Genomic DNA, 17,013 nt, shown 5'->3' on the forward strand with positions numbered 1-17,013 from the left:
TCGGCGATCGAGACGCCGTTGAACTTGGCGTTGGTGACGGCCTTGGTGATCTGGTCGCGCAGGCTTTCGAAGTCAGACTTCAGGGCGTTGAACGAGGCGCTGTTCAGCGAGGTGTCGGAAGCGGCCAGGGCCTTTTCCTTCATCTTGCCCAGCAGATCGGTGACGGTGTCGCCGGCGGCCAGGGCCACGTCGATGGTCGACTGACCACGTTGCAGCGAGTCCTTCACGGCGTTCAACGAGCTGGCGGTGCTCGATTGGTTCTTGGCCATGGCCCAGATCGCGCCGTTGTCCTTGGCGTTGCCGACCTTCTTGCCGGTGTTGATACGCTGTTGCGTAACACCCAGCTCGCTGTTGGTGGCGTTCAGGTTCTGCAGGGCGACCATTGCGCCCGCGTTGGTGTTGATGCTGTTCAGGGCCATTTCGGCGTATTCCCATTCAAGGTGTCCGACGTCATTTTGACTGCCGGGAGCATTTTGCTCATCGCCAGTATCTACGGCCGTGCTTTCCATATCGTGAAAATGCGGCAGCTATTTTCGCGGCATGGATAATGCATAATTAAGCATTTTTATTTGAGTAGTCACCGGGTTCTCAATCCCTCTATTTCAACTAAGGACTCGGCGCTGGATTTTAATCTGTCGTTGACCAATATGAATTGGCTTGATGCGCTTCAAATACTACATCTAGTGGGTGGGCCTCCGCCATGGGGCGAGTCTTGTTGTCTGGGGGGCCCAAAGAAAAGGGGCGGTGCGGAAGACCCTCCCTCTAGAGGCGTTGAACCCGAAGGCCGAACCGCTTGGCGGAACAGGCTGAGGCGCGACGGGGTCGAGGCGTTCCAAGGGCCGTCGCGCGCTTGCGGCCAAGCGTCCGACCGTCCGGTTTCAGGCGCACAGTCGGTGCGGCGCCGGGTCTCGGTCGTCGGTGTCGAAGAGGTCGAAGGCCTCTTCCCAGGCCGCCTGCCGCGAGGCGCGCAGGGCTGCGTCGTCGATGATCCGGACGATCTGATCCTCGCGGTCGTTCCACACCAGGCCGATGTCGGCGGCGCGTTCGGCGTCGCGGCCGAGCAACAGGATGATGTCGGCCCGCAGCGTCCGTTCCGGGCTCAGCCGCATCAGCGTGCGCCCGCCGCCGAGGTCGCGGTGAATGTCGGCGAAGTCGAGCACGACCGAGATCATCGCGGCGGTGACCGGGGCGACATGCCAATCTTGGGCGAGGAGACGGTTCATGCGAGGGCTCCAGATCGGGCCTTCTGCCCGGCGGGTTTCTTCAGTCTCCCTTTTGCGGGTGTACTGCGTCAAAAACGGTCGTATATGTTCGCCATGCGACACGACAAGGCGACCCGATTGTTGGATCTGGCCCGGATGCTGGCCGGGTCGTCGGAAGGCATGACGCTGGACGAGATGGCGCGCGCCATGGAGGTGGGGCGTCGCACGGCCGAACGGATGCGCGACGCGGTCTGGGCCGCGTTTCCGCAGATGGAGGCGATCGAGGATCCGCCGACCCGGCGTTTCCGCATTCCTTCCGGCCTGGACAGTCTGTTCCAGACCCCGACCGCCGAAGAGCTGGCGGCCCTGCGCACGGCGGCCGACAGCTACGCCGCAAGCGGAGCCAAGGGGCGGGCGGCGGCGCTCTACGCCCTGGAGCGCAAGCTGCTGTCGGCCCTGCGCGGTGCGGCGCGCCGCAAGGTGGCGCCGGACGTCGAGGCCCTGGTGCAGGCCGAGACCATCGCCGTCCATCCCGGCCCTCGTCCGTTCGAGAGCGAAGAGGTGCTCACCGCCATACGCTCCGCCGTCAAGGGCCTGCAGGCCCTGTCGTTCCGCTACGAGGGCGGCAGCGCGCCGGGCCGGACCCGCAAGGTGACGCCCCTGGGCATCCTGTTCGGCCACAGCAACTATCTGGTGGCGACGGAGGGGCGCGATCCGCGCCCGCGCACCTTCCGGCTGGATCGGATGCAAGCCGTCACGGCGTTGGAAGAGCCGGCCCCGCCGCCCGAGGACTTCTCGCTGCAGGCCTTCGCCGACGAGAGCTTCGGCATCTATCACGGCGAGGTCGAGGACGTGGTCCTGCGCGTCGCCGCCGGCCGCGCCGACGACGCCCTGCGCTGGCGCTTCCACACCAACCAGACCGTGACCCAGGAGCCGGACGGTTCGGTGACCGTGGCGTTCCGGGCCAGCGGCATGCTGGAGCTGTCCTGGCACCTGTTCACCTGGGGCGACGCGGTGGAGATTGTCTCGCCGCCGGGGCTGCGCGAGATGATGGTCGAAGAGTTGAAGACGGCGCTGAAGGCCCACGAAGGCGGCCGGACCTGACGTCCGACCGCCGCGCCGTCGTCTAGCGTCCCCCGGCCTCGACGAAGCTGGTCACCAGGTCGGCGAAGACCTGGGGCTGTTCGAGATAGAGCAGGTGGCCGCTGTCGGGCACGACCACGCGTCGGGCGCCGGGGATCGCGGTTTCCAGGACCTTGGCCTGCTCCTGCACGTCCTTGATGTCGACCGCGCCGACCAGGATCAGGGTCGGTACGCGGATTTCGCCCAGGCGGGGTTTGGCCACGGCGAGAGGGCGCTCGCGCATGCCGGCGGCTAGATTGCCGGGATTGGCCTTGAGCCAGGCCACGACCCGGGCGCGCTCGGCGTCGGCGGTCTTGGTCAGGATGTAGGGGTCTCTCGCCGCCCCCTCCAGATCGCCCATCTTGGCCTTGAGGCCCAGCGCCAGGGTCCTGAACAGAAAGCCCCACGAGGCGTCGAAGCCGCTGATCCAAGGACCGACCAGCACCAACTTGTCGACGGTCTGGGGATGGGCCAGGGCGAAATCGACGGCGATCCCGCTGCCCGAGGATGAGCCGACCAGGGTGGCGTGCCGGAGGTCGAGCGCCTTCATCAGGGCCACGAGATCCGTCGCCGGCGTGTACGGCGCCGCAGTGGGCGGCGAGGCGCCATAACCCCGGCGGTCGTAGCGAACGACCCGGAACCGCGCGCAGAGCTTGGGCCATACATCGTCGAAGACGGCCGAGTGCAGGATGCCGTCATGCAGCAGGACGACCGCCTTGGGGCCGGCGCCGCAGGTCTCATAGGCGAGTTTGCCGCCATCGACCTGCAGCACGCCGCGCGTCGAGGTCTGGGCGTTCGCCGCGCCGCCGGAAAGCAGCAGGCAGCCGGCCGCGATCGCCCAGGCGGGCGTCGAAAACAGTCTCATGGTGATCTCCGGGGTAAGGCGCCGGTCAGCCGGCGCGTTTCAGCTCGTCAGTCCCGCGCCCTTCGGGCTTTTCTTGGGGTGTTTCCTCCGGCGCGTATTCCAGGATGTCGCCCGGCTGGCACCGCAGGTAGGCGCAGATCGCCTCTAGGGTTTCGAACTTCATGCCCTTCACCTTGCCGGACTTCAGCAGCGAGAGATTGGCTTCGGTGATGCCGATGGCGCGGGCCAGGACGTTGGAGCGCACCTTGCGCTTGGCCAGCATGACGTCGAGACGCAGGATGATCGGCATCAGACGAACGCCTCGCGGTCTTCCTCGATCTCTCGGCCGACCTGCATGACCTGGCCGATGACGAAGACCAGCAGACCCAGCACGAAGGCCTGGACGCTGGCCATGTGGGCCCAGTTCTTGTCGATCTCGTAGCCGGTGGCGCTGAGGAACAGGTGGCAGACGAACGGTGACAGGGCGTAGGCGCACAGCCATATCCCGATCCGGCGAAACTGCATGGCGTTGGCCGGAGCGAACACCCGGCCTTGGGCGTAGAGCCGGAAAAGTCCGCGCGCGCTCCAGAACAGCATGATGATCGGCGTGGCTCGCACGACGCCGACCAGGCAGTAGATCAGGCGATGGGGCAGGGGCAGCGAGCCGAAGGCCACCGAATTGGGCGGCCCCTCGCCGATATAGCAGTTGTCCGGCCCGATCCGGACGAACTCGCCCTTGTAGAAGATCATGGTGATCAGGGCCGTGACCAGGATCGCGACCGACAGCGCCAGCAGGCCCGTGAACAGCCAGGCCAGTCCGCGACTGCCCAGGCGAACCCGACGCTGGGCGGGCGTTTCGGGCGCGGACAGGGCTTCGGCGCGTGGCTTGAGCTTGACGACGGTCATGGCGTCCTCCGATGACGCCAAGCTCGTTCGGAAATTTATTTCTGTCAAACGATAATATCTTGCCTCAAGCCGCCACCAGCCGCAGCAAGGCCAATTCACGCGCTCGAGGCGAGGCGGCCCGCCGTTTAGGCAGTTGGCTGGCTTCGAACGCCTCCAGCACCTTGGGGTGGATATAGGCCGCGCGGCAGACCGCCGGCGTATTGCCCAGCAGGCCGGCCACCGCCTTGACGCAGGTGTTGAGCGTGCGCTTGGCCTCGGTCTGGGTCTCCGGCTTGGGGCTCATGCTGAGAGCCTCCAGCGCCGCCAGCGAGCCGTACCAGGTGCGGAAGTCCTTGGCCGAGAAGTCTTCGCCGCAGGCCGCGCGGATGTAGTCGTTGACGTCGCTGCTCTCGATCGCCCGCCGCTGGCCGTCCTCATCGAGGTATTGGAACAACCGCTGGCCGCGCAGGTCCTGGCAGGCGGCGACGATCCGCGCCAGACGACGGTCGCGAAAGCCCGTCTTGTGCATCTTGCCGCTCTTGCCCTTGAACTCGAACACCGCCCCGCCGCCGGCCAGCTTCAGGTGGCGCTTCTGCATGGTGGTGAGGCCAAAGCTCTTGTTGGTCTTGGCGTATTCGTCATTGCCGACCCGGATCAGGGTCAGCTCCAACAGGCTGACCACGGCGGCCAGCACCTTCTCGCGCGGCAGGCCCCGGCGCGCCAGATCGACGGCCAAGCGCTTGCGCAGCTTGGGCAGGGCGCGGCCGAAGGCGGCCATGCGGTCGTACTTGCGCGCGTCGCGGTCAGCGCGCCAGCCGGGGTGATAGCGGTACTGCTTGCGGTTCTTCTGGTCGCGGCCGATCGCCTGGATGTGGCCGTTGGGATCGGGGCAGATCCAGACGCTGGTCCAGGCCGGCGGGATGGCCAGGGCCGTGATCCGCGCCAGGGTCGCTTCGTCCTTCACCGCCCGGCCGTCCTCGTCGACATAGGAGAAGCTTTTGCCGCGGGCGATGCGGCGCAGGCCCTGTTCCTGGTCGTTGACATAGGCCAGCAAGGTCCGTTCGGCGGGCGTGGTCTGGAGCGTGTCGCGGGGCATGGCGGTCATCGCCCCGCTGGGCGGCCGGCGCCGTCGTGTTCCGAAAAATCCTGGGCCATCGCCTCGCTCCCAACCTATCGTCCGCCAACGTGATAGACGGACCGCCGGTTCCGGGAGCGACGCGCCAGACATGAACTACCGACACGCCTTCCACGCCGGCAATTTCGCCGACCTGCAGAAGCACGCGATCCTGCTGGCCCTGTTGAAGGCCCTCACGGCCGACGGGACGCCGCTGTCGGTGATCGACACTCACGCCGGGGCCGGGGCCTACGATTTGGGCGGCGACATGGCCCAGCGCTCGGGCGAGGGCGCGGCGGGAATCGGGCGGCTGCTGGCCATGGACGACGTCCCGGCGGTGTTCGCCCCCCTGGTCGCGGCGGTGAAGGCGCTGAACAGGGGCGGCGCCGGTTCGCTCTATCCCGGTTCACCCCTGCTGATCGCCCAGCACCTGCGCAAGACCGACCGCTACACCGCCTGCGAGCTGCGGCCCGACGATTTCGACAGCCTGCGTCGCACCCTAGCGCCCTACGCCTTCGCCCAGGCGCTCAAGGACGACGGCTACGCCACGGCCGCGGCCCGCGCCGGGAAGGGCGCCAAGAACGAGGCGAGGACCTTCGTGCTGATCGACCCGCCGTTCGAGCGCAGCGACGATTACGCCCAGACCGTGGCCGTCACCAAGGCGGTGCTGGCCAAGGACAAGGACGCGGTCATCGCCGCCTGGATGCCGTTGAAGGACCTGGAAACCTTCGACGCCTTCATGCGGGCGATGGAAACTGTCACGAACGACGCGCTAGCTGCTGAGCTGCGCCTCAGGCCGCTGACGGATCCGATGAAGATGAACGGCTGCGCGATGGTCATGGTCGGGACGCCCAGGTCCGCTGAGAGCGCGATCGCCGAGGTCACGACCTGGCTGGCCGACCATCTCGGCGACGCCGGGGCCAAGGCGCGGATCTGGCGCGCGTGACGACTCGGTCCGGTCTTGGGGCCGGCCCCAGCTTCCGCGAGGCGTTCTGGGTCTGGCTCAAGGTCGGGTGCCTGGGCTTTGGCGGTCCGGCCGGCCAGATCGCCCTGCTGCATCGCGAGGTGGTCGAGCGGCGCGCCTGGATCGACGAGGAGCGCTTCGCCCACGCCCTGAGCTTCTGCATGCTGTTGCCCGGCCCGGAGGCCCAGCAGCTGGCCACCTGGCTGGGCTGGCGCCTGCACGGCGTGCGCGGCGGCGTCGCGGCGGGACTGCTGTTCGTGGCGCCGGGCCTGCTGGTGATGCTGGGTCTTTCGGCCCTGTACGTCGCGCACGGCCGGGCGGCCTGGGCGGGACCGGCCCTGCTGGGGCTGAAGGCGGCGGTGGTCGCCTTGGTGCTGCAGGCCCTGATCCGCATGGGCGGCCGGGCGATCAAGGGCGTGGCCGGCTGGTGGGCCGCCGGTCTGGCCTTCGCGGCCCTGACCTTCACGGTGTTGCCGTTCCCGCTGATCATCCTGGCGGCCGGCGCGGTCGGCTGGGCGCTGGGCGGCGGCGTGACGCAGACGGAAGGGGCCGAGCCCTCGGTGCGAACGCCCTGGCGCACGGCCCTGGTCTGCCTCGCCGCCTGGTTGGCGCCCGTATTGTTGGCCCTGGCCCTGGCGCCGGGATCGACCCTGGCCAAGATGGGGGGCGTGTTCAGCCTGCTGGCGGTGATCAGCTTCGGCGGAGCCTACGCCGCCCTGGCCTATGTCGGCCAGGCGGCGAGCGCGTTCGGCTGGTTGGCGCCGGGCCAGATGCTGGACGGGCTGGGCCTGGCGGAGACCACGCCGGGGCCGCTGTTGCTGGTGCTGGTCTTTGTCGGCTTCGTCGGCGCCTATCAGAGCGCGCCGCCGGAGCTGGCCTGGGTCGCCGCCCTGGCCGGCGGGTTGATGGCCGCCTGGACCACCTTCGCGCCGTCGTTCCTGTGGATCTTCGCCGGCGGGCCGTTCTTCGAGCGCCTGCGGTCGCGCCCTCGGCCCGCCCGCGCCCTGGCCCTGGTCTCGGCGGCGGCCGTCGGGGTGATCGCCAATCTGGCGGTGTGGTTCACCATCCATCTGCTGTTCCGGGTGGGCGCCGTCCACGCCTGGGGACCGTTGCGGGCGGAGCTGCCGAACCTCGCCAGCGTCAACCTGCCGGCGGCGGGTCTGACGGTTCTGGCCTGCGGTTTGGTGTTTGCGCTGCGGGCGCCGGTCCTGGCGGTGGTGGGAGCCATGGTCGCCGCCGGCCTAGTGCTGGGCGCAATCGGCCTGATTTGAGTCCCCGCCCGCGATTTTACGACTCACCTGGCTAGAAAACCATGTTATGCTGCAGTGCAACAAACGGTTGTTGGAGCTCGGCCATGACCCTGTCGTTCCTTCCCGAAGTGCCCAAAATTGATCCTGAAAAAGGCTCGCACCTGATGGCCGGCGCGGCCTCGCCGCTGTGGCTGATGTTCGGCGGCGCGGCCATGGCCGGCGCGACCTGGTGGTGGTGGTCGGCGCGCTGGCGCGAGGCGGTCAATGTCGAGGCCTTGATGGCGCCGACCTTGGCCAAGGCCATTTCCGAGCCGGAGCCTGTCGCGCCCATCGAACTCGCCCCGGCCATCGAGGCGGTGATCGATCCCGTCACCGAGGCCTTGGTCCTGGCGCCGGTCGCGCTGGAAACGCCCGAGCCGGTCACGGCGGCCGCGACCGCGGCGACCGAGACCGTCGCCGAGGCCGTGCAGGAGACGCTCGACACCGCCGAAACGGTGGCCGCAGAGACCAAGGAAACTCTGGAGGCCGTCAGCGAGCCGGTGGTCGAGGCCGTGGTCGAGACCGCCAAGTCGACCGGCGACGACCTGACCCAGTTGGTCGGCATCGGTCCCAAGCTGGCCGTGTCCCTGGCCGATCTGGGCGTGACCCGCTTTTCCGAGATCGCCGCCTGGGGACCGGAAGAGCTGGCCGATTTCGACGCCAAGCTCGGCCTGAAGGGTCGCGCCGAGCGGGACGCCTGGGTGGCCCAGGCCAAGCGGCTGGCGGGTGATTGATATTGGACTGCTCATCCCGGCATTCGACGGGATGAGCAGATTATTGGAGTAGCCTCCTTTGGGGCCGATCGCCGCCACGGCCGGCGCCTCCACGTCGTCGACGCCGTGGCTGGACAACCAAGTCGGCGCAGGCGCGTTGACCTGACATGACCGAGCGCACCGCCGAAACCCTCGAGGGCCAGATCGTCGACGAGGGGCCCCTCAGCCAGCGTCACAAGGCCCACAAGGCCTGGCGTCAGGCCGAGACCATCAAGCGGCTTTCCGACCGGCTGATCGGCATAGGACCGTTCGGCATCGGCCTGGACGGCGTGCTGGCCTGGGCGCCCGGCGTGGGCCTGGCCTATGGGCTGGGGGCGGGCGGGCTGCTGCTCTATCACGCCGTGCAGGCGCGCGCCTCCGGTCCGACCCTGGCGCGCATGGCCGCCTATCTGGCCGCCGATAACCTGTCCGACACCGTGCCGATCCTGGGCTGGGCCGTCGACACCCTGTTCCCCGGCCACCTGCTGGCCGCCAAGGCCCTGCAGAAGGACATCGAGTCCAAGCACGGCCTGCCCGATGACATCGACGCCCAGACGCGCAAGACGCGGCGGGTGAAGAAGGCGCGGGGCTAAAGCGCCAGAGGCGGGAGGGTCACTAGCGGCCGGGGCAAGCGATCCTGGCGTCCATAAGCGATCCACCACACGCCGAGGCCTGTGAGGGCGCCGATCGCTGCGATGGTGAGCACCACCTGAGCGACCTTAGAAGGGGCGTCATCAAACGTGGCCAGCAAAGACCCGAAGACGAGACCCGTGACCGAGCCTAATAGGGCGCTGGCGGGCCAGTAGTGTCGATCGAACTGGTGCAGAACTGCCCAACCGACGCAGGCGGGCAGCACGAATATCCAACCCACGACCAGACTCATCGCCACCGTCGCCGGCAGCCCCGCCAAGACGGAGGGTATCTCTTCCACGCCATCCGGCAGGCGCATGGCGGCTCCCAACAGGATCAGAGCCGTTGGAGGGAAAGCGAAAGCGAACATGATCGCCGCGGCGACACGGGAACGATTGGTCTTTTCGTGCGCAGGCGGAAACATCAACGGCTCTCGATAAGGATGAACAGTGTCCCCATAGAACTGCCGCTGCGTGGAATCGGGATCGCGGCGCCGGAGGACATCCGGTCAAGAGGCGGTGCAGGCGTCCCTACGCCGCCTCGCCCTGCGTATAGCCCAGCTGCTTGTTCAGCTTGTCCAGCAGCTCGATCACCGCCTCGGCGATCACCGTGCCGGGCGGGAAGATCGCCGCGGCGCCGGCGTCGAGCAGGGCCTGGAAGTCTTGGGGCGGGATCACCCCGCCGACCACCATCATGATGTCGCCACGCCCCTGCTTGGCTAACTCGGCTTTCAGCTCGGGGGCCAAGGTCAAGTGCCCCGCCGCCAGGGACGAGGCCCCGACGATGTGGACGTCGTTATCGACCGCCTGCTTGGCGGCCTCGGCGGGAGTCTGGAACAGCGGGCCGATGTCGACGTCGAAACCCAGATCGGCGAAGGCGCTGGCGATCACCTTCTGACCTCGGTCATGGCCGTCCTGGCCCATCTTGGCGACGAGAATGCGGGGCGGGCCGCCGTGGGCTTCCTGGAAGGCGACGACCATGGCGCGCGCCCGGGCGGTCTTGGGGTCGGCGCCGGCCTCCTTGCCGTAGACGCCCTCGATCGCCTGGATCGTGGCGCGGTGGCGGCCGAAGACGTTCTCCATGGCCAGGCTGATCTCGCCCACCGTGGCCTTGGCGCGGGCGGCGTCGACGGCCAGGGCCAGCAGGTTGCCCGAGCCGCGCGCCCCCTCTTCCAGGGCTTTCAACGCCGCGGCGGTGGCGGCCGGATCGCGCTCGGCCTTCAGACGGGCCAGCTTTTCCAGCTGTTGATTGCGCACGGAGGTGTTGTCGACCTTCAGCATCGGGATCTCGTCGACGACTTCCGGCTTGTAGCGGTTGACGCCCACCACGCTCTGGCGATTGGCGTCGATGCGGGCCTGGGTCTTGGCGGCGGCTTCCTCGATGCGCAGCTTGGGAATGCCCTGCTCGATGGCCTTGGCCATGCCGCCAGCCGCCTCGACCTCCTCGATGTGGGCCAGGGCCCTGACCGCCAGATCGTGGGTCAGACGCTCGACATAGTAGGAGCCGCCCCACGGGTCGACGACGCGGGTCGTGCCGCTCTCCATCTGCAGGAACAGCTGGGTGTTGCGGGCGATGCGGGCCGAGAAGTCGGTGGGCAGGGCCAGGGCCTCGTCCAGGGCGTTGGTGTGCAGGCTTTGCGTTTGGCCGTTCACCGCGGCCATGGCCTCCACGCAGGTGCGGGCGACGTTGTTGAACACGTCCTGCGCCGCCAGCGACCAGCCCGAGGTCTGGCTGTGGGTGCGCAAGCTGAGCGAGCGGTCGTCCTTGGGGTCGAACTCGCGCTTCATCAGCCGGGCCCACAGCAGGCGGGCCGCGCGCATTTTCGCGACTTCCATGAAGTAGTTCATGCCGATCGCCCAGAAGAACGACAGGCGCGGGGCGAAGGTGTCGATGCTCATGCCGGCCGCCACGCCCGCGCGGGCATACTCAACGCCGTCGGCCAGGGTGTAGGCCAGTTCCAGGTCGGCCGAGGCCCCGGCCTCCTGCATGTGGTAGCCGCTGATCGAGATCGAGTTGAACTTCGGCATCTTCTCGGAGGTGAAGGCGAAGATGTCCGAGATGATCCGCATCGAGGGACCGGGCGGATAAATGTAGGTGTTGCGGACCATGAACTCCTTGAGGATGTCGTTCTGGATGGTCCCGGAGAGCTTGTCGGGCGAAACGCCCTGTTCCTCGGCGGCGACGATGTAGAGCGCCAGGATCGGCAGCACCGCGCCGTTCATGGTCATCGACACGCTCATCTTGTCGAGCGGGATGCCGCTGAACAGGGTGCGCATGTCGAGGATCGAGTCGATGGCCACGCCGGCCATGCCGACGTCGCCCTTCACCCGCTCGTGGTCGCTGTCATAGCCCCGGTGCGTGGCCAGGTCGAAGGCCACCGACAGGCCCATTTGGCCGGCGGCCAGGTTGCGTCTGTAGAAGGCGTTGCTGTCCTCGGCGGTCGAGAAGCCCGCGTACTGCCGTACCGTCCACGGGTTGGTGACGTACATGGTCGGATAGGGGCCGCGCAGATAGGGCGCGACGCCGGGATAGCCGCCGGTGAAGTCCAGGCCGGCCGTATCGTCGGCGGTGAAGGCCGGGGGCACGTCAACGCCTTCGGGGGTGTGCCAGACCGCGCCCTCTGGGGCCGCCGCGGTCGCGCCGGTCTCGAACGCGACAGTCGTGAAGTCGGGGAACTGGCTCATGCTTGCGCTCCCTCGAAGGCGGACGAGAACCGGATGGGCGTCAGGGGCGGGCAGCGGGAATCCGGTCCGGGCACGCGCACGCTGGGCGGGTCGACGGCGAAATCGGCGGCGTCGGGCGTGGCCACCGCCACCGGCTTGTCGTCGGCGTTGGGGAAGGCGGTGACGCCCAGGATCTTGCGGCTCTTGTCGGCGAAGGCGGCTTCCTGCGCCGCGCGGGTTGCGCCCACGATGTCGGCGATCAGGCCGCTCTCCAGCGCCTTGACGATCCCGCCAGCCGCCTCGATGGCCTGGAAGCCGCCCCAGGCGGCGCGGGCCAGTTGGTCGGTCAGGCTGTCCAGGTACCAGGCGCCGCCGGCCGGGTCGGCGACGCGGCCCAGGTGGCTTTCTTCCATCAGCACCAGCTGGGTGTTGCGGGCCTGGCGGCGGCCAAAGGCGGTGGGCAGACCCAGGGCGTCGGTGAAGGCGCCCAGCACAATGACGTCGGCCCCGCCCACCGCGCCGGCGAAGCCCGCCGAGGTTAGGCGCAGCAGGTTGGTCCAGGCGTCGGCCTTGGTCAGCATCCGATGAGAGGAGCGGGCTTCGATCACGGCCGGGACCGACACGCCGCAGGCCTGGGTGATCCGCGCCCAGAGCGCCCGGACGGCGCGGACCTTGGCCACGCCGGTGAAGTATTCCGCGTCCAGGCTGACGCCCAGGGTGATGCGCGAGAAGGCCTCTTCCATCGACAGGCCTGCGCGCACCAGGGCCTTGGCGTAGGCCAGGGCGCAGGCGGCCATCACTGCCAGTTCCTCGGTGTTGGAGCCCCCGGCCTCATGCGCCGCGCGGCCGGTGGCCAGCATCAGGCTGGCCTTGGCGTAGGTCTGGGACAGGCGGGCGCCGACCGTCGCGGCCGAGACCAGGTGGGCTTCGATCGGTCCGGGGCTGGTTCCAGCCTGGGCGAAGGCGGTCAGCGGATCCATGTGGAAGGCCAGGGGCGCGTTGGGCGCGGCCTTGGCCAGGCCGGCCAGCCAGTCGGCGGCCTTGGGGCCCAGGAAACCGGCGTCCAGGGCGACGGGCGCCAGGTCCAGCAGCACGCCGCTCAAGGCGCGGGCCAGGTCTTGGGTCGAGCCGACGGCGACGCCGTTCACCCCGGTGGGGTCGAGGGCCAGCAGCACCGAGGCCGCGCCGTTCTCCAGATCCTTCACGATCTCGGCGGCGGCCTGGCGGGGATCGGGGTGGGCGGCGCGCATGCGCAGGTCCCAGGGACGGTCGGCGTCACGGGCCCGCAGGTCGCGCGCCACGGCCACGCCGTCCTGGGCCGTATAGAGCGGCCGGATGGCGATCCCGTCGGGAGTGTGGGTGACGAGCGCGTCGTCGAACGCCTGGCCCTTCAGGGTCTTCTCGACCAGAGCCATCCACCGGGCTTGCGCCTGGACATGGTCGGTGAGACCGAAATCCTCGGCCAGCGGCGTGATCACCTGAGTCACGTCTCTCTCCTGCACTGCAGCATTTTCTTGTTTTGATGAGCAAATGCGCCCGTGCCCTAGCGGAGGTCAAGCGCTTGCGCACCGTACGAACGACCGTTTAAGCTAACACCGTTTACATGAGCGGCCCGGAGCGGCCGCCACAAAGGAGACGTTCCCTCATGGCCTTGCCGCCAATCCTGCGCGACCGCCTGCGTCTGCCCGTCATCGCGTCTCCGCTGTTCATCATCAGCAACCCCGACCTGGTCATCGCCCAGTGCAAGGCCGGCGTCGTCGGTTCGTTCCCCGCCCTGAACGCGCGGCCGATCTCGCAGCTGGACGAGTGGCTGGCCCGGATCACCGAGGAACTGGCGGCCTATGACCGGGCCAATCCGGATGCGCCCTCGGCCCCGTTCGCGGTCAACCAGATCGTCCACAAGAGCAACAATCGGCTCGAGGAAGACATCGCCATGTGCGTGAAGCACAAGGTCCCGGTGGTGATCACCTCGTTGGGAGCCCGCGAGGACCTCAATAGCGCGATCCACTCGTACGGCGGCATCACCCTGCACGACGTGATCAACGACAAGCACGCCCACAAGGCCATCGAGAAGGGCGCGGACGGCCTGATCCCGGTCGCGGCGGGCGCCGGCGGCCATGCCGGAACCCTGTCGCCGTTCGCTCTGATCCAGGAGATCCGCGCCTGGTTCGACGGACCGGTGGCGCTGTCGGGCTCGATCGCCTGCGGCCGCTCGATCCTGGCCGCCCAGGCCATGGGCGCGGACCTGGCCTATATCGGCTCGGCCTTCATCGCGACCAAGGAGGCCAACGCGCCCCAGGGCTACAAGGACACCATCGTCGAGGCCTCGGCCAACGACATCGTCTATTCGAACCTGTTCACCGGCGTGCACGGCAACTATCTGCGCCAGTCGATCGAGCGGGCCGGGCTGGACCCCGCCAATCTGCCGGTCAGCGATCCGTCGGCCATGAACTTCGGCTCGGGCGGCAACCAGGAGGCCAAGGCCTGGCGCGACATCTGGGGCTCGGGCCAGGGCGTCGGCGCCATCGACGCGGTGCTGTCGGCCGGCGAACTGATCGCCAAGTTCGCGGAGCAGTACGAGGACGCCAAGGCGGAGCTGGCGGCCAAGACGGCGCTGACTTCGGGAAACCGCCTGGCCTTCGCGGCCCAATAGGCGGGGACGGGCGGGGGATCGACAGCGGTCGATCCTCCGGGACTCCCGGCGGGGCGACACTGGGGCGTTGAAACCCTCCAGGAGCTCCCATGTCCAACGACGCCACGCCTCGCCTGTCGCTGCCCTATGTGGCCGCCGGCCAGGCCCAGAAACACATCACCGTCAACGAGGCCCTCGCCAGGCTGGACGGTCTGGTCCAGCTGGCGGTCGAGAGCCGCTCTGTGGCCGCCCAACCCGCCTCGCCGGGCGAGGGCGTCATCTGGATCCTCCCGATCGCGGCGACCGGGCCGGTCTGGGGCGGCAAGTCTCCCAACCTGATGGCCCGCTTCGAAGCCGGCGCCTGGGCGTTCCTGACTCCGAACGCGGGCTGCATGGCCTGGGTCAAGGACGAGGGCCAGGCGCTGGTCTTCGACGGCGCGATCTGGACGCCGATCAGCTCGACCTTCAAGGCGGTCAACGCGGCCAAGTCGTCGTTCGGGGCCGCCACGCGGTTCGAAATCCTCGAACAGGAGGTGACCTTGTCCGGCGCGTCGGTGGCCACGACGATGGTCATTCCCAACCGATCCACGGTTCACGCCGTCTCCACCCGAACCAGCGTCGCGATCACCGGCGCGACCTCCTACAGCTGCGGCGTGGCCGGCGAGGCGGCCAAGTTCGGCTCGTCGCTAGGCGTGGCCAAGAACGCCAGCAACATCGGGGTGATCGGCCCGACGGCCTACTATGCCGACACACCGGTGGTGATCACGGCGGCGGGCGGCGGCTTCACCGGCGGCAAGGTGCTGGTGTCGATCCAGCTGATGCGGTTCGACCCGCCGGCGGCGGTCTAGACGCGAAACGCCGCGACAGCCGAAGGGGCGGTCGCGGCGTTTTCCTCGCGAGACCCGCTCCCGCCTCGGGGAGGCCGGCGTCAGCCTTTCGTCCGGTCCCAGCTGTCGTATTCATAGGCGATGCAGCGGTCGATCAGGGTGCGCCAGACCGGCTCGGCGATGGCTTCCGACAGGCCCGACGCGCGGGCGGCGGCCTTGACCTTGTCGACCACGTCCTCGATCCGCGCGCGGTCGAACACCTTGGAGCGGTCGGCCTTGATGCGGGCGGCGGCGTCCATGTACCCCTGGCGCTCGGTCAACAGTTCCACCAACGCCCGATCCAGGGCGTCCACGCCTTGGCGCACATCGGCCATGGACCGGCAGTCGCCGGGAACCAGCCGTTCGCCGACCTCGGTAATCGTCTTGACCATTTAGCTTTAGATGCCCGCGCCGTTGTCCATGGTGAGGAGGGCCGCTTCGTGGGCCGCCGCCTCGGCCTGCAGCCACGAAACGAACGCCTTCACCTGCGGCAGACGTCCCTTGGCCTTGGGATGGACGACGTAATAGGCGAAGTCGACAGCCGTGGGAATCTCGAACGGAATGACCAGGCGGCCGGAGTCCAGATCGGCCTGGGCCAGGGTCTGTTTGGCCAGGGCGACGCCGCGCCCGTTGGCCGCCGCCTCGATCACCAGGCTGGACTGGTTGAAGCGCGGGCCGCGGGCGCCGTCGACCGATTTCAGGCCCCGCGCGGCCAGCCACATGGCCCAGTCCGGGCAGCTGTCGTCGGCGTCGGGCGAGCCGTCGTGCAGCAGGATGTGGCGATCCAGATCCTCGGGCGATTCCAAGGGGTTGGTGGCCAGGAGTTCCGGCGAGGCGACCGGAATGACGGTTTCGCTGAGCAGGCGGATGACCTCCAGGCCCGGATAGCGGCCCGAGCCGTAGCGGATGGCCAGGTCGACCTCGCCGGCGGCGAAATCCACGACCTCCATGCCGGCCGACAGCCAGACGTCCACCTGGGGCTGGGCCTGCTCGAACTTGCCCAGGCGCGGCACCAGCCACTTGGCGGCGAACGAGGGCGCGGCGGTCAGGGTCAGGCGGCGGCCGTCGACGGCGGCGGTCAGCAGGCTGGCGGCCTCGGCCAGGCGGTCGAAGGCCTCGCGCAGGGCGGGCAGGGCTGTCTGGGCCGCGTCGGTCAGCAGCAGGCCCTTGGGCGTGCGCTTGAACAGGGCCGCGCCGACATAGTCCTCCAGGTTCTGAATCTGCTGGCTGACGGCGCCGGGCGTCACGGACAACTCGTCGGCGGCGCGGCTGAAGTTCAGATGTCGCGCGGCGGCTTCGAAGGCGCGCAGCGCATTCAAAGGAGGAAGCCTCCGCCGTTCCGACTGTCTTTCCATGAGTTTTACTGAACGCCCCGGCAGAAGACCTTGTTTGCGAAGTGGCCCGGTCGCGACCAATTTGCAAGCGTTCGCTGATGGAGATGGCCCTTTTCATCGGTGAACGCGAGCGGGGCGGACCCTAGGGTTCGCCCCGTAATGCTTTTGCGCTAACCGGTTTGGCCCAGTGGCCGGCCCGGCGCTTCGTCGATCGCATTTGGCTTATAGAGGACCTGAATCACATGGCTCGGCCCACGGTCCGATCCGCTTCCCGGTCTAAGGCCGGTCTCGTCGCCCTCGGCGGCGGGACGAGCGCCCGCATGCCTGGAAAAGTGACGCTGGTCGGCGCGGGGCCCGGCGATCCCGAACTGCTGACGATCAAGGCCCTGAAGGCCCTGCAGGCCGCCGACGTGGTGGTCCATGACGGGCTGGTTTCCGACGAGATCCTCGACCTGGCGCCCGTGGCGGCGCGGCGGATCAATGTGGCCAAGCGCAAGTCGCGCCATACCCTGCCGCAGGACGACATTAACCAGCTGCTGGTGGCCCTGGCCGTGGATGGCCTGACCGTCGTGCGGCTGAAGGGCGGCGACCCGTTCCTGTTCGGCCGCGGCGGCGAGGAACTGACCGCCTGCCGCGAGGCCGGCGTCGAGTGCACGGTCATTCCCGGCGTCACCGCCGCCCTGGCCGCCTCGGCCGGCGCCGGCGCGCCCCTGACC

19 protein-coding genes are annotated in these 17,013 nt (G+C 68.5%); 8 read left to right on the plus strand and 11 right to left on the minus strand.

Translation table 11 applies throughout. The features are described from left to right. On the minus strand, positions 1 to 419 hold a 419-nt coding region (locus WAL33_RS17495; RefSeq protein WP_422182798.1), incomplete at its 3' end, for a flagellin. A 459-nt stretch (positions 420 to 878) separates the two neighbouring features. Next, positions 879 to 1,223: a hypothetical protein gene (locus WAL33_RS17500; protein ID WP_422182799.1), complete on the minus strand. Its 345-nt coding sequence runs from the start codon at positions 1,221 to 1,223 to the stop codon at positions 879 to 881. Positions 1,224 to 1,316: 93 nt separating this feature from the next. On the opposite strand from WAL33_RS17500, the gene WAL33_RS17505 reads away from it, so the two are divergent. Further along, positions 1,317 to 2,306 (plus strand): helix-turn-helix transcriptional regulator, encoded by a 990-nt coding sequence (locus tag WAL33_RS17505; protein WP_422182815.1) that lies wholly within the window; start codon positions 1,317 to 1,319, stop codon positions 2,304 to 2,306. A gap of 22 nt (positions 2,307 to 2,328) precedes the next feature. On the opposite strand, the gene WAL33_RS17510 is transcribed toward WAL33_RS17505, so the two are convergent. From WAL33_RS17510 to WAL33_RS17525, 4 genes are all read right to left on the minus strand, one after another. Continuing rightward, positions 2,329 to 3,189, minus strand: coding sequence for an alpha/beta fold hydrolase (locus tag WAL33_RS17510; RefSeq protein ID WP_422182800.1), 861 nt, complete (start codon positions 3,187 to 3,189; stop codon positions 2,329 to 2,331). A 25-nt stretch (positions 3,190 to 3,214) separates the two neighbouring features. Continuing rightward, a complete protein-coding gene (locus tag WAL33_RS17515) occupies positions 3,215 to 3,478 on the minus strand; it encodes a helix-turn-helix domain-containing protein (protein ID WP_422182801.1) in 264 nt (87 codons plus the stop codon). Further along, on the minus strand, positions 3,478 to 4,074 hold the full coding sequence (locus tag WAL33_RS17520) for a DUF2975 domain-containing protein (protein WP_422182802.1): 597 nt from the start codon (positions 4,072 to 4,074) through the stop codon (positions 3,478 to 3,480). Before WAL33_RS17520 ends, WAL33_RS17515 begins: the two co-directional genes overlap by 1 nt. A gap of 64 nt (positions 4,075 to 4,138) precedes the next feature. Beyond that, entirely contained in the window at positions 4,139 to 5,149 is a 1,011-nt protein-coding gene (locus WAL33_RS17525; protein ID WP_422182803.1) for a DNA topoisomerase IB, read from the minus strand. A 130-nt stretch (positions 5,150 to 5,279) separates the two neighbouring features. On the opposite strand from WAL33_RS17525, the gene rlmJ reads away from it, so the two are divergent. From rlmJ to WAL33_RS17545, 4 genes are all read left to right on the plus strand, one after another. Continuing rightward, positions 5,280 to 6,113 carry a 23S rRNA (adenine(2030)-N(6))-methyltransferase RlmJ gene (rlmJ, locus tag WAL33_RS17530; RefSeq protein ID WP_422182804.1) on the plus strand — a complete coding sequence of 278 codons (834 nt, stop codon included), beginning with the start codon at positions 5,280 to 5,282 and terminating at the stop codon, positions 6,111 to 6,113. Next, positions 6,110 to 7,402: a chromate efflux transporter gene (chrA, locus tag WAL33_RS17535; protein WP_422182805.1), complete on the plus strand. Its 1,293-nt coding sequence runs from the start codon at positions 6,110 to 6,112 to the stop codon at positions 7,400 to 7,402. The genes rlmJ and chrA overlap by 4 nt, the downstream gene beginning before the upstream one ends. Positions 7,403 to 7,485: 83 nt before the next feature. Continuing rightward, a complete protein-coding gene (locus tag WAL33_RS17540) occupies positions 7,486 to 8,154 on the plus strand; it encodes a hypothetical protein (protein WP_422182806.1) in 669 nt (222 codons plus the stop codon). Positions 8,155 to 8,300: 146 nt separating this feature from the next. Then, on the plus strand, positions 8,301 to 8,765 hold the full coding sequence (locus tag WAL33_RS17545) for a DUF4112 domain-containing protein (RefSeq protein WP_422182807.1): 465 nt from the start codon (positions 8,301 to 8,303) through the stop codon (positions 8,763 to 8,765). On the opposite strand, the gene WAL33_RS17550 is transcribed toward WAL33_RS17545, so the two are convergent. The 3 genes from WAL33_RS17550 to WAL33_RS17560 all read right to left on the minus strand — a co-directional run bounded on the left by WAL33_RS17550 (position 8,762) and on the right by WAL33_RS17560 (position 12,940). Next, the gene (locus tag WAL33_RS17550) at positions 8,762 to 9,226 is read right to left on the minus strand and encodes a hypothetical protein (RefSeq protein WP_422182808.1); all 465 of its coding nucleotides are present in this window, start codon (positions 9,224 to 9,226) and stop codon (positions 8,762 to 8,764) included. The two genes, WAL33_RS17545 and WAL33_RS17550, sit on opposite strands and share 4 nt — an antisense overlap. Positions 9,227 to 9,332: 106 nt before the next feature. Then, the gene (gene scpA, locus WAL33_RS17555; protein WP_422182809.1) at positions 9,333 to 11,486 is read right to left on the minus strand and encodes a methylmalonyl-CoA mutase; all 2,154 of its coding nucleotides are present in this window, start codon (positions 11,484 to 11,486) and stop codon (positions 9,333 to 9,335) included. Then, entirely contained in the window at positions 11,483 to 12,940 is a 1,458-nt protein-coding gene (locus WAL33_RS17560) for a methylmalonyl-CoA mutase family protein (RefSeq protein ID WP_422182816.1), read from the minus strand. Before WAL33_RS17560 ends, scpA begins: the two co-directional genes overlap by 4 nt. Before the next feature lie 170 nt (positions 12,941 to 13,110). Between WAL33_RS17560 and WAL33_RS17565 the strand changes: the two genes are divergently transcribed. Both WAL33_RS17565 and WAL33_RS17570 read left to right on the plus strand, forming a co-directional pair. Next, positions 13,111 to 14,118, plus strand: a complete 1,008-nt coding sequence (locus tag WAL33_RS17565; RefSeq protein WP_422182810.1) for an NAD(P)H-dependent flavin oxidoreductase — start codon at positions 13,111 to 13,113, stop codon at positions 14,116 to 14,118. Positions 14,119 to 14,207: 89 nt separating this feature from the next. Then, on the plus strand, positions 14,208 to 14,945 hold the full coding sequence (locus tag WAL33_RS17570; protein ID WP_422182811.1) for a DUF2793 domain-containing protein: 738 nt from the start codon (positions 14,208 to 14,210) through the stop codon (positions 14,943 to 14,945). An 80-nt stretch (positions 14,946 to 15,025) separates the two neighbouring features. Here WAL33_RS17570 and WAL33_RS17575 read toward each other — a convergent pair whose 3' ends face one another. Then, positions 15,026 to 15,355: a chorismate mutase gene (locus WAL33_RS17575; RefSeq protein ID WP_422182812.1), complete on the minus strand. Its 330-nt coding sequence runs from the start codon at positions 15,353 to 15,355 to the stop codon at positions 15,026 to 15,028. 6 nt (positions 15,356 to 15,361) lie between these two features. Next, positions 15,362 to 16,318, minus strand: a complete 957-nt coding sequence (gene gcvA, locus WAL33_RS17580; protein ID WP_422182813.1) for a transcriptional regulator GcvA — start codon at positions 16,316 to 16,318, stop codon at positions 15,362 to 15,364. 221 nt (positions 16,319 to 16,539) lie between these two features. Between gcvA and cobA the strand changes: the two genes are divergently transcribed. Then, on the plus strand, positions 16,540 to 17,013 hold a 474-nt coding region (gene cobA / locus WAL33_RS17585; protein WP_422182814.1), incomplete at its 3' end, for a uroporphyrinogen-III C-methyltransferase.

The sequence above is a fragment of the Caulobacter sp. genome (assembly GCF_049283275.1).
GTDB lineage: Bacteria > Pseudomonadota > Alphaproteobacteria > Caulobacterales > Caulobacteraceae > Caulobacter.

Excerpts from the sequence above, each read along its gene's own strand:
- WAL33_RS17500 (WP_422182799.1), bottom strand. The coding sequence starts at position 1,223 with ATGAACCGTCTCCTCGCCCAAGATTGGCATGTCGCCCCGGTCACCGCC.
- gcvA (WP_422182813.1), bottom strand. The coding sequence starts at position 16,318 with ATGGAAAGACAGTCGGAACGGCGGAGGCTTCCTCCTTTGAATGCGCTG.
- WAL33_RS17525 (WP_422182803.1), bottom strand. The coding sequence starts at position 5,149 with ATGCCCCGCGACACGCTCCAGACCACGCCCGCCGAACGGACCTTGCTG.
- WAL33_RS17575 (WP_422182812.1), bottom strand. The coding sequence starts at position 15,355 with ATGGTCAAGACGATTACCGAGGTCGGCGAACGGCTGGTTCCCGGCGAC.
- WAL33_RS17545 (WP_422182807.1), top strand. The coding sequence starts at position 8,301 with ATGACCGAGCGCACCGCCGAAACCCTCGAGGGCCAGATCGTCGACGAG.
- WAL33_RS17540 (WP_422182806.1), top strand. The coding sequence starts at position 7,486 with ATGACCCTGTCGTTCCTTCCCGAAGTGCCCAAAATTGATCCTGAAAAA.
- scpA (WP_422182809.1), bottom strand. The coding sequence starts at position 11,486 with ATGAGCCAGTTCCCCGACTTCACGACTGTCGCGTTCGAGACCGGCGCG.
- WAL33_RS17570 (WP_422182811.1), top strand. The coding sequence starts at position 14,208 with ATGTCCAACGACGCCACGCCTCGCCTGTCGCTGCCCTATGTGGCCGCC.
- WAL33_RS17510 (WP_422182800.1), bottom strand. The coding sequence starts at position 3,189 with ATGAGACTGTTTTCGACGCCCGCCTGGGCGATCGCGGCCGGCTGCCTG.
- WAL33_RS17505 (WP_422182815.1), top strand. The coding sequence starts at position 1,317 with ATGCGACACGACAAGGCGACCCGATTGTTGGATCTGGCCCGGATGCTG.
- WAL33_RS17565 (WP_422182810.1), top strand. The coding sequence starts at position 13,111 with ATGGCCTTGCCGCCAATCCTGCGCGACCGCCTGCGTCTGCCCGTCATC.
- WAL33_RS17515 (WP_422182801.1), bottom strand. The coding sequence starts at position 3,478 with ATGCCGATCATCCTGCGTCTCGACGTCATGCTGGCCAAGCGCAAGGTG.
- WAL33_RS17550 (WP_422182808.1), bottom strand. The coding sequence starts at position 9,226 with ATGTTTCCGCCTGCGCACGAAAAGACCAATCGTTCCCGTGTCGCCGCG.
- rlmJ (WP_422182804.1), top strand. The coding sequence starts at position 5,280 with ATGAACTACCGACACGCCTTCCACGCCGGCAATTTCGCCGACCTGCAG.
- WAL33_RS17520 (WP_422182802.1), bottom strand. The coding sequence starts at position 4,074 with ATGACCGTCGTCAAGCTCAAGCCACGCGCCGAAGCCCTGTCCGCGCCC.